The sequence below is a fragment of the Streptomyces sp. NPDC085937 genome (assembly GCF_044540535.1).
Classification (GTDB): domain Bacteria; phylum Actinomycetota; class Actinomycetes; order Streptomycetales; family Streptomycetaceae; genus Streptomyces.
In genome coordinates this window covers 160,684-172,260 of sequence record NZ_JBITSH010000014.1, presented here as the reverse complement: position 1 = coordinate 172,260, position 11,577 = coordinate 160,684, and the positions used below count along the sequence as shown (strand labels likewise).

The following is an 11,577-nucleotide window of genomic DNA, read 5'->3' as shown; positions in this document are numbered from 1 at the left end:
AGTTCTCAAGGAACGGACGCTTCCTTTGTACTCACCCTCTCGGGCTTTCCTCCGGGCGCTTCCCTTCGGTCTTGCGTTTCCGACTCTATCAGATCCTTTCGGTTCCGATTCCCGGTCGGCGGGCGGTCGTTGAGCCTTTGGCTTTCGCCTGTCGGCCTTTCGACAAGCACTACGTTAACCGATTCCCCGGCCCGATTCATAATCGGGCCCGCAGCTTCGAATTCAGGCATGCGGACATGCCGATGTCGACCCCGCTGAAGGGTGATCGTAGGTAGTGGGTTCGCCGCATCCCGGATGCGGGCTACTGCCCTGCCCGGCTCAAGCGGCTCGGGCTACATTACGCAGGTTTCAGGAGCGAGTCAACTTCGACGCCGACGGGGCACGTGGGCCCGGTACGGACTCACCGTCGGGTCGTCCGCGACCCAGTACCGCCACGGATGTACGGCACCGTCGCCGGAGACTCCGGTACGCGGCCCGTTGCGCACCTGGCGCGGGTCGACGGGTGTGCCGTGCGCGATCCGCAGCGGGGTGTCGCCGGCGGCGCAGGCGTCCGTGCCGTTGAGGGCGCGGTCGACACCCAGGGCCGTAGCCAGCCGAGCCGGGCCCTTGGCCAGTTCCTTGTCGTTGCGCGCCGAGAGCCGGCGGGTCCGGGCGAGCTCCGCGCCCTCCACGATCTCGCCCGCGCGCAGCAGGACCGCGCTCGCCCGTCCCTCGGGGCCGCACACCAGGTTCATGCAGAACCACATGCCGTAGGTGAAGTAGACGTACACATGGCCGGGCGCACCGAACATCACGTCGTTGCGGGGGGTGCGACCGCGGTAGGCGTGCGAGCCGGGGTCGTTCTGTCCGTCGTAGGCCTCCACCTCGGTGAGACGGAGGACTATCGGGCCGTCCGGGGTGTCGCGGACCAGGAGGCGGCCGAGCAGATCGGGGGCGACCTCGAGGACGGGTCGGTCGAAGAACTTTCTTGGCAGGGGCGTACGGTCGGGGCTCGCGATCATGCCGTCCGAGGGTACTGGAGGCGGGCCGGGCCACGGGCTGGTCAAGGGGACGCCGCGGTTGCCAGGGTGTGGGGCACACGGAACCGGCCGAGGCCGGATCGCGTTGTTATGGATCGGAGTCCGGCGCACGACGTGCCGCGGGCCGGTGGATCAGGTGTGACCCACTGGGGTCGCCTGGAGAGGGAGAGACATGGCGTTCAAGAAGCTGCTGGCGAGTCTGGGGGCCGGCGGGGCCTCGGTCGAGACGGTGCTGCACGAGGTCAACGTCGTCCCTGGGGGTGTCGTCCAGGGCGAGGTGCGGATCCAGGGCGGGTCCGTGAACCAGCAGATCGAGGGACTGTCGGTCGGTCTTCAGGCCAAGGTCGAGGTCGAGAGCGGCGACGAGGAGTACAAGCAGAACATCGAGTTCACCAAGCAGCAGCTGGGGGGTGCCTTCGAGCTGCAGGCGGGCGCGGTGCACGCTGTGCAGTTCGGTCTCGAGATCCCGTGGGAGACGCCGGTCACGATGATCGACGGGCAGCAGCTGCGCGGGATGGACATCGGTGTGACCACCGAGCTGGCGATCGCGCGGGCCGTCGACTCCGGTGACCTGGACCCGGTCAACGTGCACCCGTTGCCGGCGCAGAAGGCGATCCTGGACGCGTTCGTCCAGCTGGGCTTCCGCTTCAAGAACGCGGACATGGAGCGCGGCCACATCCGGGGCACCCGGCAGAAGCTGCCCTTCTACCAGGAGATCGAGTTCTATCCGCCGTCGCAGTACCGCGGGCTGAACCAGGTGGAGCTGAGCTTCGTCGCCGACGAGCGGGCGATGGACGTGGTGCTGGAGATGGACAAGAAGCCGGGTCTGTTCAGCGAGGGCAGCGACACCTTCCGTTCCTTCCAGGTGGGGCTGAACGACTACCAGGGGACCGACTGGGCGGCGTACCTCAACCAGTGGCTGTCGGAGGTCGGTTCCAAGCGCAACTGGTTCTAGGCTCGTCGTCGACCGAACTCGTCGATCAGGAGGTACCCAGGTGTCCGAGCTCAGGCGGCGGCCGCTCCCCCATGACTTCCATCCGCCCGTGCCGTCGTTCACGGTGGCGAGTGACGATGTGACGGAGGGGGCGGCGCTCAAGGACGCTCAGGTCCAGGCGGCGGGCAACACGTCGCCGCACCTGCGGTGGGAGGGTTTCCCTGCGGAGACCAAGAGCTTCGCCGTGACCTGCTACGACCCCGACGCGCCGACGGGCAGCGGGTTCTGGCACTGGGTGGTGTTCGACATCCCGGCCTCGGTGACCGAGCTGCCGGCCGGTGCGGGCAGCGGCGCGTTCGAGGGGCTGCCGGAGGGCGCCGTACAGGCGCGCAACGACTACGGCAGCAAGGACTTCGGGGGCGCCGCGCCGCCGCCCGGGGACGGGCCGCACCGGTACGTGTTCACGGTGTACGCCGTGGACCAGGAGAAGCTGGGTCCGGACTCGGACGCCTCTCCGGCCGTGGTCGGTTTCAACCTGCGGTTCCACGCGATCGCGCGGGCCCAGCTGATCGGTGAGTACGAGGTGCCCGCGGAGTCCTGAGCCGTCCGCGCGGCCCCCGGACGTTCACGGAACGTTTGCCCGCCCCTGGTCTTGGAATTGATCAGGGGCGGGCATTTTTTCTGCCGGGGTTCGCGGGAGCCGCCTCCCGTGGCAGCAGCGGTTATTGCGTTGTCCATCCCGGCGCGCCCGGCCAGAGTTGTTCCAGCCCGCCGAGGGGTGGGCCGGTGCACACGGGAGGTGGGCTGGTATGCGGGACACGCTGGTGCTGAACGCGAGCTTCGAGCCGCTGTCGACGGTGACGTTGAACCGAGCCGTCGTTCTGGTGCTGCAGGACAAGGCCGTCGTCGAGCAGGCCCACCCCGAACTGCGGATGCGGGGAGCCGCGGTCGACATACCGGCGCCCCGGGTGATCAGGCTCTGCCACTACGTGCGGGTGCCGTTCCGAAGACGTGCGCCGTGGTCGAGGCGGGGGGTGCTCGTCCGGGACAGGCACCGCTGCGCGTACTGCGGCCGCAGGGCGACGACCGTGGACCACGTGGTGCCGCGGTCGCTCGGCGGGCAGGACACGTGGCTGAACACGGTGGCGTCGTGCGCGGAGGACAACCACCGCAAGGCGAACCGGACGCCGGAGCAGGCCGGGATGCCGTTGCTGCGGGAGCCGTACGAGCCGACGCCGGCGGATGCGATGTTGCTGGCGCTGGCCAGGGACGACTTCGAGGCTTTGCCGGAGTGGCTGGCGTTGGACGCCGCGTGAGGCTTCGCCGTAGGGGCTGAGCGGATGACCCGGGTGCGGGTTGGCGGTGGTTGATCGCGCGGTTCCCCGCGCCCCTGAGGGGTGCGGGGAACGCGTGTTTTTCGGGGCTCTCAGTCGATGGAGGGCTTCTCGCGGCGTTCCTGTGCGGGGACGTTGGCGGTGGCGCCGTTGCCGCCGCCCATCGCGCCCAGGTTGCCCATCGCGCCGGAGAGACCCTTGAGGGCGTCGCCGATCTCGCTGGGGACGATCCAGAGCTTGTTGGCGTCGCCCTCGGCGATCTTCGGGAGCATCTGGAGGTACTGGTAGGAGAGCAGCTTCTGGTCCGGGTCGCCGGCGTGGATGGCCTCGAAGACCGTGCGGACGGCCTGGGCCTCGCCCTCGGCGCGCAGGGCGGCGGCCTTGGCCTCACCTTCGGCGCGCAGGATCTGGGACTGCTTCTCGCCCTCGGCGCGCAGGATCTCGGACTGCCGGACGCCCTCGGCCTGCAGGATGGCGGCGCGCTTGTCACGGTCGGCGCGCATCTGCTTCTCCATCGAGTCCTGGATGGAGGTGGGCGGTTCGATGGCCTTGAGCTCGACGCGGTTGACGCGGATGCCCCACTTGCCGGTGGCCTCGTCGAGGACGCCGCGCAGCGCCGCGTTGATCTCCTCGCGGGAGGTGAGGGTGCGCTCCAGGTCCATGCCGCCGATGATGTTGCGCAGGGTGGTGACGGTGAGCTGCTCGATCGCCTGGATGTAGCTGGCGACCTCGTAGGTGGCGGCTCGGGCGTCGGTCACCTGGTAGTAGATGACGGTGTCGATGTTGACGACCAGGTTGTCCTGGGTGATCACCGGCTGCGGCGGGAAGGGGACGACCTGCTCGCGGAGGTCGATGCGGTTGCGGATGGTGTCGATGAACGGGACGACGATGTTGAGGCCCGCGTTGAGTGTCCGCGTGTAGCGGCCGAAGCGCTCGACGATGGCGGCGCTGGCCTGTGGGATGACTTGGATCGTCTTGATCAGGGCGATGAAGACCAACACCACCAGGATGATCAGGACGATGATGACCGGTTCCATCGTCGGTTCCCCGAACCCTTCTTAGCCTCGGCGCCTATGGCAGGTCGTGTGTGCCTGTGCACGGTCGTACGGTTGTAGATCTTGCTGGTCGAGTCTGTCAGACCGCGGGGCCAACCGGGGCCGTCTTCGCACCGGTTGTGCCGTACGGGAGGTGCGGGATCACATGACGACCGCGGTGGCCCCCTCGATGTCCACGACGTCGACCTCCTGGCCGACGTCGTAGGAGCGGCCGGTGTCGAGTGCGCGGGCCGACCAGACCTCGCCCGCGAGTTTGATCCGGCCGCCGCTGCCGTCGACGCGTTCGAGGACGACGGCCTGTTTGCCCTTCAGGGCGTCGACGCCGGTGGCGAGTTCGGGCCGTTGGGACCGGTGTCTGCGGGCGATGGGGCGGACGAGGGCGATCAGCGCGGTCGAGACCACGGCGAAGACCGCGACCTGGGCGACGGCTCCGCCGCCGAAGATGCCGGAGACCACCGCGGCGGCGACGGCGCCCACCGCGAGCATGCCGAGTTCGGGCATCGCGGTGATCACCAGCCCGATGCCGAGTGCCGCCGCGCCGATCAGCCACCACAGCCATGCGTCGATGTCCACACCGGTCATGGTAGAACCGCGCACCCGGTCACGGACAGGGCGCCGGTCCGGTCGAACGGGCCCGGGGGGTCCGGGCGTTGTGCCGCCGGGGCGGTGTTCAGCCGATCGGGAGGCCCTGCGCGGTCCAGCGGTCGCCGACCTGCTCCACGACGAGCGGGAGGCCGAAGCAGAGGGAGAGGTTGCGGCTGGTGAGCTCGAGTTCGAGGGGGCCGGCGGCGAGGACCTTGCCCTGACGGATCATCAGGACGTGGGTGAAGCCGGGGGCGATCTCCTCGACGTGGTGGGTGACCATGATCATGGAGGGGGCGATCGGGTCGCGGGCGAGGCGGCCGAGTCGGCGCACCAGGTCCTCGCGGCCGCCGAGGTCGAGGCCGGCGGCGGGCTCGTCGAGGAGCAGCAGCTCGGGGTCGGTCATCAGGGCACGGGCGATGAGGGTGCGCTTGCGCTCGCCCTCGGAGAGGGTGCCGAACTTGCGGTCGAGGTATTCGGACATGCCGAGGCGGTCGAGGAAGGCGCGGGCGCGCTGTTCGTCGATGTCCTCGTACTCCTCCTGCCAGCCGGCGGTCATGCCGTAGGCGGCGGTGAGCACGGTCTGCAGGACCGTCTGCTTCTTGGGGAGCTTGTCGGCGAGTGCGATGCCGGCCACGCCGATGCGGGGGCGCAGCTCGAAGACGTCGGTGCCGGGGCGGCCGAGCGTCTCGCCGAGGATGGTGGCGGTGCCCTTGCTGGGGTAGAGGTAGCTGGACGCGATGTTGAGGAGGGTGGTCTTGCCGGCGCCGTTGGGGCCGAGGATGACCCAGCGTTCACCTTCCTTGACCGACCAGGAGACCTGCTCCACCAGAGCCCGGCCCTCGCGGACCACGGATACGTCCTGAAGTTCCAGAACATCGCTCATGAGCGCCTTGTCTCCCCTTGCAGTGTGGCCGGTCTCGGCTGTCGCGTACGCCTTGTGGGTCGGTCCGCCGCACCCGTGGGCGCAGCCCATCATGAAATCTACGCCACTGGTCGACCCGGACATTCCATCGGTCCGGTTCTCGGGTGCTGTCTAGGGTGTACGCATGCTTTCGGAACCACGCTCTGGTCGTCTCGCCGCTTGGGGCAATGCCCTTCTTGCCGGACTTGTCTCCCCGGACGAGGCGGCGCTCGCCGTCGTCGGGGAGGACGCGGTGCACCGCGTGGAGGGGGTGCCCGGGGAGTCCGCGCCGGTGGGGCTGACGCTGGCCTTGGGGCGGCTGCGGGGCCTCGGGGTGTCGGGGCTTCGGGTGGCGCTGCCGGCGCCGGGGCATCCGCTGGGGCTGAGCGGGCCGCCGGAGTTCAACGCGCGGGCGCTGGAGGCCGAGGAGGCGGTGGTGTGCCAGGGGGCGGCCCTGGGGCTGGTGCCGGAGGTCACGGAGGCGGGGCCCGCGGGCGATGTGCACGTGGAGGTCGTCTGGCACTGTCTGCCGGTGCGGGAGGCGCCGCCCGCCGACGTGCCGTCGCTGGGTGAGGCGGAGCGGGAGCTGGCGGAGGCGCTGCGGGAGGCGACGGAGGTGCTGACGAGGCTGGACGTGGCCGGGTCGGGTCCGGTGGCGGAGGCGGCGATCGACGCGTACCGGGCGCGGGCGTCGGCGTCGCGGGGGCGGGACGTGCTGGCGCCGGGGTATCCGCCGCGCGCGGTGCGGGTGCTGGAGCTGGCGCAGCGGGTGGGTGCGTTGATCTCGCTGGCGACGGTGAACGGACACGGCGGCGCGGTGAGCGCGTCGGAGATGTCGGCGCGGGCGCTGGCGCTGCGTCCGGTGGAGCGGACGTCCCGACGGGCGCAGGTGGCCGCGTACAACGCGTTCGTGGAGGAGCGGGGCTGACCCGCGCGGGGCGCGGTATGTCGTGCCCCGTACGACGCGGGTGTGTGGGCGTGCTCACCCGGGGCCTGGGCGGCGCGGGGCGCGCGGAATCGGTGTGAGAGCGCGGGCGCGTACGTCGGGGCCGTAGAACCCCGGGGGCGCTGACCGGCGCGGGCGCGTAAGCGGGGCGTACGACGGCGCGGGGCGCGCGGAACCGGTGTGGGAGTGCGTGGGTGCGTCGAGTCGGCGTGGGGGCTCTTTGAGGCGGGCCCCTCGCGCGGGCGCGTGGTGGTGTGCCTGGGCAGGCGAAAGCCCCGGCGCCCCGTGGGGCGGGCGGCCGGGGCTGTCGGCGGGCGGCGTCAGTGGTTGACGGCGACGTTGCCGAAGGCCGGGTTCAGGACGCCGATGACGTTGATGCTGTTGCCGGACACGTTGACCGGGACGTCGACCGGGACCTGGACGAGGTTGCCCGAGACGACGCCCGGGCTGCCCACGGCCTTGCCGTCCGCGTGGCTGCCCTCGCTGGCGGAGGCCATGCCCGCACCGGCGGCGAGCAGACCGCCGGCCACCATCGTCACGGCCGCTGCCTTCTTCAGGTTCTTCACTTTCCGAGCCCTCCTTGGGACGACCGCGGCAGGCGCCGCGGTCCGCCCTGGGAAACGCGCGGCACCGGCAAGGGATACGGGGCCCTCGGGGCATTCCCCCTACGGTATGAATCTCGCACCGGAGGGGAACCTTCCGCATGGCGGCGGTCGTCGAAGATCATCCGCTGACACCGTGCCGTACCGCCCACAGGGCGGCCTGGGTACGGTCCGCCAGGTCGAGCTTCATCAGGATGTTCGACACGTGCGTCTTCACCGTCTTCTCGGAGAGCACGAGGGCGCGGGCGATCTCCCGGTTGGCGCGCCCGTCCGCGATCAGCCCGAGCACCTCGCGCTCCCGTTCGGTGAGGGACCCCGCGCGCCCGGCGCCGGGGGCGTTCTCCTCCTGGGAGAGCAGCGCACCGGCCACCTCCGCCTGCAGCAGGACGTGCCCGGCGTGCACGGAGCGGATGGCGCCGGCGAGCGCGTCGGGGTCGATGTCCTTGTAAACGTAGCCGGCGGCGCCCGCGCGCAGTGCGGGGATCACCGTGCGCTGCTCGGTGAAGCTGGTGACGATCAGCACCCGGGCCCGGTGGTCGAGCTCGCGCAGCCGCCGCAGCGCCTCCACGCCGTCCATGCCCGGCATCCTGACGTCCATGAGGATGACGTCGGGCTGGAGTTCCGCGGCCAGGGCGACCCCCTCCGCGCCGTCGGCCGCCTCACCGACGACCTCGATGTCGTCCTGCACCTCGAGAAAGGTGCGCAGTCCACGGCGTACCACCTGGTGGTCGTCGACCAGCAGCACCTTGATCGTGTCAGCCACCGGGGACCTCCAGCTCGATGGTGGTGCCCTTGCCGGGCGCCGATTCCACGGTCAGCGTGCCGCCGACCCCGCTCGCCCGGTCCCGCATGGAGACCAGGCCCAGATGGCGGCCCGCGCGGCGGACGGCGTGCGGGTCGAAGCCGCCGCCGTCGTCGCCGACCCGCAGGACCGCGCCGTTGCCGCGCCGCTCCAGGGTCACGTCGACGTGCTCGCCGCCGGAGTGGCGCAGGGCGTTGTGCAGCGCCTCCTGGGCGACCCGCAGCACCGCCTCCTCCTGGGCCGCGGGCAGGGCGCGCACCAGGTGGCCCGTGAAGGTGACGCGGGCGCTGTGGGCGCGGTCGAGGACCTGGATCTGGGTGCGCAGGGTGGCCACCAGTCCGTCCTCGTCGAGGGCGGCGGGCCGCAGTTCGACGACCGCCGCGCGCAGTTCGTCGGCGGCCTCGGCGGCCAGCACCGCCACCTGCTGGAGCTCGCCCTTGGCGCGGGCCGGGTCGCGGTCCACGAGACGGGCGGCGGCCTGGGCGGTGAGCCGCAGGGAGAACAGCTTCTGGCTGACCGCGTCGTGGAGCTCGTGGGCGAGCCGGGAGCGTTCCTCGGCGATGGTCAGCTCGCGGCTGCGTTCGTAGAGGCGGGCGTTGGTGAGGGCGATCGCGGCGTGCTGGGCGAGGATGCCGAGGAGTTCCTCGTCGTCCTCGGTGAAGCCGCAGGTGCCCTCCGGCTTGGCGCACCTCTTGTTGGCGAGGAACAGGGCGCCGAGCACCTCGTCGCCGTCGCGGATCGGCAGGCCCAGGAAGTCGACCAGGTCGGGGTGGGCGCTGGGCCAGCCCTCGAAGCGGGGGTCGCGGCGGACGTCGGCGAGGCGCTGCGGGGCGGCGTCGTCCAGCATCGCGGCGAGGACACCGTGCCGGCGCGGCAGGGGGCCGATGGCCTTCCACTGCTCGTCGCTGACGCCGTCCACCACGAACTGGGCGAAGCCCCCGTGGTCGTCGGGTACGCCGAGCGCGGCGTACTGGGCGTCGAGGAGGTCGCGGGCGGAGGCGACGATCGTCTTGAGGACGTCGCGCACCTCCAGGTGCCTGCTCATGGCCAGCAACGCGGAACTCACCGCGGCGAGGCCGGACCGGGGGCCGTGGCTCATGTCCTCACGGTACCGGCGGCCCCCGGCCGGGCGGATCGGTCCGGTGTCCGCCCCGGGCCGGACGGTGGTCCTAGGTCCGGGGTCGCGGGTCCGGCGCGGGTGGCGTAGGGCCCGGGGCCCCGGCGTGCCGTCGTAGGGCGAAGGGACCCGGGCGGCTGCGTCCCGCGCCCGAGGCGGTGGCCCGGGGCGGGTTCCTACGTTGACCGCACACCGACCGGGCGACGACGACGAGGGGACGGCTGCCATGCCGGTTGCGATCATCACAGGGGCTTCGAAAGGGCTTGGACGGGCGCTGGCCCAGGGGCTGGCGGCGCGGGGCTGGGATCTCGTGCTCGACGCACGGGGGCCGGACCGCCTGGCGGAGGCGGCCGTGCTGGTGTCGGCGCACGGCACGCGCGTGACGGCGCTGCCCGGGGACGTGGCGGACCCCGCGCACCGGGCGGACCTGGTGGCGGCGGCCTGGCGGCTGGGCGGGGTGGACCTGGTGGTGCACAACGCGAGCGCGCTGGGTGCCGAGCCGCTGGTGCGGCTGGAGGAACTGCCCCTGGAGGGGTTGCGGCGGGCGCTGGAGGTGAACCTGGTGGCGGCGCTGGGCCTGGTGCAGGAGGCGCTGCCGATGCTGCGGGCCGCCGCGGCGGGGGCGGTGCTCGTGGTGAGCTCGGACGCCGCGGCGGAGGCGTACCCCACCTGGGGCGGGTACGGGGCGTCCAAGGCGGCCCTGGACCACCTGGCGGCGGTGCTGGCGGCGGAGGAGCAGGGGCTGCGGGTCTGGGCGGTCGACCCCGGGGACATGGAGACCGACCTGTACGCGGCGGCCGTGCCGGACGACGACGATCCGCGGCCGGACCCGGCCGGGGTGGTGCCGGCCTTCCTGCGGCTGCTGGACGAGCGGCCGCCCAGTGGCCGCTACGGCGCTCCCGCGCTGCTGGAGGGGGAGCGGTGACGCTGACGTTCCGGGTGCCGGAGGAGCTGTCCGCGCGGGTGCCGGCGGAGCGGCGCGGGCCGGGGCGGGAGCGGGACTCGGTGCGGCTGCTGGTGTCGCGGGGCACCGAGGTGGCGCACCAAGCGTTCGCGGAGTTTCCGCGGCTGCTGCGGGAGGGGGACCTGCTGGTGGTGAACACCTCGCCGACGCTGGCGGCGGCCGTCGACGGCCGGCTCGGGGACGCGCGCGTGGTGGTGCACTTCTCCACGCGGGGGGACGACGGGCGCTGGGCGGTCGAGCTGAGGGAACCGGACGGCCGCGGCACCACGCGCGTGCGCGCGGGCACGCGTGCGGGGAGGGAGGTGAGGCTCGCCGGGGGTGCGCGGCTGGTGCCGGAGGAGCCGCTGGACGCGGGGTCGCCGCGGCTGTGGTGGGCGCGGGTGTCGCGGGAGGTGCCGGGGCTGCTGCGGGAGCACGGGCGGCCGATCCGGTACGCGTACACGGAGCGGGACCAGCCGCTGTCGGCGTACCAGACGGTGTTCGCGCTGCCGTCGCGGGACGGTTCGGGGAGTGCGGAGATGCCGAGCGCGGGGCGTCCGTTCACCGGGCGGACGGTGGCGGAGCTGGTGAGCCGGGGGGTGTGGTTCGCGCCGGTCAGGCTGGACACGGGGGTGGCCTCGGGCGAGGTGCACGAGCCGCCGTACCCGGAGCGGTTCGTGGTGCCGGAGGCGTCGGCGCGGCTGATCCGCGCGGTCCGGGCGGGGGGTGGGCGGGTGGTCGCGGTGGGGACGACGGCGGTGCGTGCGGTGGAGTCGGCGGCCGGCCCTGACGGCGTGGTGCGGGCCCGCGCGGGCTGGACGGACCTGGTGGTCACCCCCGAGCGCGGGGTGCGGGTGGTGGACGGGCTGCTGACCGGCCTGCACGAGCCGGAGGCCTCGCACCTGCTGATGCTGGAGGCGGTGGCGGGACGGGAGGCGGTCGGGAGGGGCTACGAGGAGGCGCTGCGCGGGCGCTACCTGTGGCACGAGTTCGGCGACGTGCATCTGATGCTGCCGTCCTGACCGCTACCCGAAGACCCCTGACCCACTGCATTGCTCCAGCAACACGCCGTGAGACCTGAGGGGAGCCTGTGTGAGGCCGGGCATAGGGTGCACATCACGTACGAAGGGGAGTAGGAGAGACATACCGCCCAACTGAACGGGGCGAACAGTCCTCTCTGCCCCGTTTCCTACCCCCCTGATCCACTACCCGGCTTCGTAGGTCACATCTTTGCCACGCCATTTTGCGGCCGCTAAGAATGGCTGCGTCGCTCAGCGCCGTGGGTTCTTTCCCGCGGCGTTCGCGTGCCGAAGGAGCACCCGTCCCCACCGGACATCGA

Annotated in this window: 13 protein-coding genes; 6 read left to right on the top strand and 7 right to left on the bottom strand. The window is 72.0% G+C overall.

Going from position 1 to position 11,577, the window contains the following annotated elements; translation table 11 throughout:
- Positions 1-359: 359 nt before the first annotated feature.
- Positions 360-1,001: a DNA-3-methyladenine glycosylase gene (locus ACIF8S_RS26760; RefSeq protein ID WP_400002341.1), complete on the bottom strand. Its 642-nt coding sequence runs from the start codon at positions 999-1,001 to the stop codon at positions 360-362.
- Positions 1,002-1,191: 190 nt separating this feature from the next.
- On the opposite strand from ACIF8S_RS26760, the gene ACIF8S_RS26755 reads away from it, so the two are divergent.
- The 3 genes from ACIF8S_RS26755 to ACIF8S_RS26745 all read left to right on the top strand — a co-directional run bounded on the left by ACIF8S_RS26755 (position 1,192) and on the right by ACIF8S_RS26745 (position 3,269).
- A complete protein-coding gene (locus ACIF8S_RS26755) occupies positions 1,192-1,974 on the top strand; it encodes a sporulation protein (RefSeq protein ID WP_400002339.1) in 783 nt (260 codons plus the stop codon).
- A gap of 40 nt (positions 1,975-2,014) precedes the next feature.
- Positions 2,015-2,554: a YbhB/YbcL family Raf kinase inhibitor-like protein gene (locus tag ACIF8S_RS26750; protein WP_400002337.1), complete on the top strand. Its 540-nt coding sequence runs from the start codon at positions 2,015-2,017 to the stop codon at positions 2,552-2,554.
- A gap of 208 nt (positions 2,555-2,762) precedes the next feature.
- Complete coding sequence (locus ACIF8S_RS26745) at positions 2,763-3,269, top strand: HNH endonuclease (RefSeq protein WP_024887128.1); 507 nt, start codon at positions 2,763-2,765, stop codon at positions 3,267-3,269.
- A gap of 110 nt (positions 3,270-3,379) precedes the next feature.
- On the opposite strand, the gene ACIF8S_RS26740 is transcribed toward ACIF8S_RS26745, so the two are convergent.
- From ACIF8S_RS26740 to ACIF8S_RS26730, 3 genes are all read right to left on the bottom strand, one after another.
- Positions 3,380-4,324: an SPFH domain-containing protein gene (locus ACIF8S_RS26740; protein WP_145825038.1), complete on the bottom strand. Its 945-nt coding sequence runs from the start codon at positions 4,322-4,324 to the stop codon at positions 3,380-3,382.
- Positions 4,325-4,483: 159 nt separating this feature from the next.
- The gene (locus ACIF8S_RS26735; RefSeq protein WP_349791607.1) at positions 4,484-4,924 is read right to left on the bottom strand and encodes an NfeD family protein; all 441 of its coding nucleotides are present in this window, start codon (positions 4,922-4,924) and stop codon (positions 4,484-4,486) included.
- Positions 4,925-5,012: 88 nt separating this feature from the next.
- Positions 5,013-5,810: an ABC transporter ATP-binding protein gene (locus ACIF8S_RS26730; RefSeq protein ID WP_400002334.1), complete on the bottom strand. Its 798-nt coding sequence runs from the start codon at positions 5,808-5,810 to the stop codon at positions 5,013-5,015.
- Between the two features lie 163 nt (positions 5,811-5,973).
- On the opposite strand from ACIF8S_RS26730, the gene ACIF8S_RS26725 reads away from it, so the two are divergent.
- Positions 5,974-6,756, top strand: a complete 783-nt coding sequence (locus tag ACIF8S_RS26725; RefSeq protein ID WP_349791605.1) for a hypothetical protein — start codon at positions 5,974-5,976, stop codon at positions 6,754-6,756.
- A 338-nt stretch (positions 6,757-7,094) separates the two neighbouring features.
- Here ACIF8S_RS26725 and ACIF8S_RS26720 read toward each other — a convergent pair whose 3' ends face one another.
- The 3 genes from ACIF8S_RS26720 to ACIF8S_RS26710 form a co-directional block, all read right to left on the bottom strand.
- A complete protein-coding gene (locus tag ACIF8S_RS26720) occupies positions 7,095-7,340 on the bottom strand; it encodes a chaplin (RefSeq protein WP_024887133.1) in 246 nt (81 codons plus the stop codon).
- Between the two features lie 157 nt (positions 7,341-7,497).
- Positions 7,498-8,139, bottom strand: a complete 642-nt coding sequence (locus tag ACIF8S_RS26715) for a response regulator (protein WP_400002332.1) — start codon at positions 8,137-8,139, stop codon at positions 7,498-7,500.
- Positions 8,132-9,277, bottom strand: a complete 1,146-nt coding sequence (locus ACIF8S_RS26710) for a GAF domain-containing sensor histidine kinase (RefSeq protein WP_349791600.1) — start codon at positions 9,275-9,277, stop codon at positions 8,132-8,134. Before ACIF8S_RS26710 ends, ACIF8S_RS26715 begins: the two co-directional genes overlap by 8 nt.
- A gap of 244 nt (positions 9,278-9,521) precedes the next feature.
- On the opposite strand from ACIF8S_RS26710, the gene ACIF8S_RS26705 reads away from it, so the two are divergent.
- Together ACIF8S_RS26705 and ACIF8S_RS26700 are read left to right on the top strand one after the other, a co-directional pair.
- The gene (locus tag ACIF8S_RS26705) at positions 9,522-10,220 is read left to right on the top strand and encodes an SDR family NAD(P)-dependent oxidoreductase (protein WP_400002331.1); all 699 of its coding nucleotides are present in this window, start codon (positions 9,522-9,524) and stop codon (positions 10,218-10,220) included.
- Entirely contained in the window at positions 10,217-11,260 is a 1,044-nt protein-coding gene (locus ACIF8S_RS26700; RefSeq protein WP_400002329.1) for an S-adenosylmethionine:tRNA ribosyltransferase-isomerase, read from the top strand. Before ACIF8S_RS26705 ends, ACIF8S_RS26700 begins: the two co-directional genes overlap by 4 nt.
- Positions 11,261-11,577 lie beyond the last annotated feature (317 nt).

Excerpts from the sequence above, each read along its gene's own strand:
- ACIF8S_RS26725 (WP_349791605.1), top strand. The coding sequence starts at position 5,974 with ATGCTTTCGGAACCACGCTCTGGTCGTCTCGCCGCTTGGGGCAATGCC.
- ACIF8S_RS26760 (WP_400002341.1), bottom strand. The coding sequence starts at position 1,001 with ATGATCGCGAGCCCCGACCGTACGCCCCTGCCAAGAAAGTTCTTCGAC.
- ACIF8S_RS26730 (WP_400002334.1), bottom strand. The coding sequence starts at position 5,810 with ATGAGCGATGTTCTGGAACTTCAGGACGTATCCGTGGTCCGCGAGGGC.
- ACIF8S_RS26705 (WP_400002331.1), top strand. The coding sequence starts at position 9,522 with ATGCCGGTTGCGATCATCACAGGGGCTTCGAAAGGGCTTGGACGGGCG.
- ACIF8S_RS26740 (WP_145825038.1), bottom strand. The coding sequence starts at position 4,324 with ATGGAACCGGTCATCATCGTCCTGATCATCCTGGTGGTGTTGGTCTTC.
- ACIF8S_RS26710 (WP_349791600.1), bottom strand. The coding sequence starts at position 9,277 with ATGAGCCACGGCCCCCGGTCCGGCCTCGCCGCGGTGAGTTCCGCGTTG.
- ACIF8S_RS26735 (WP_349791607.1), bottom strand. The coding sequence starts at position 4,924 with ATGACCGGTGTGGACATCGACGCATGGCTGTGGTGGCTGATCGGCGCG.
- ACIF8S_RS26745 (WP_024887128.1), top strand. The coding sequence starts at position 2,763 with ATGCGGGACACGCTGGTGCTGAACGCGAGCTTCGAGCCGCTGTCGACG.
- ACIF8S_RS26755 (WP_400002339.1), top strand. The coding sequence starts at position 1,192 with ATGGCGTTCAAGAAGCTGCTGGCGAGTCTGGGGGCCGGCGGGGCCTCG.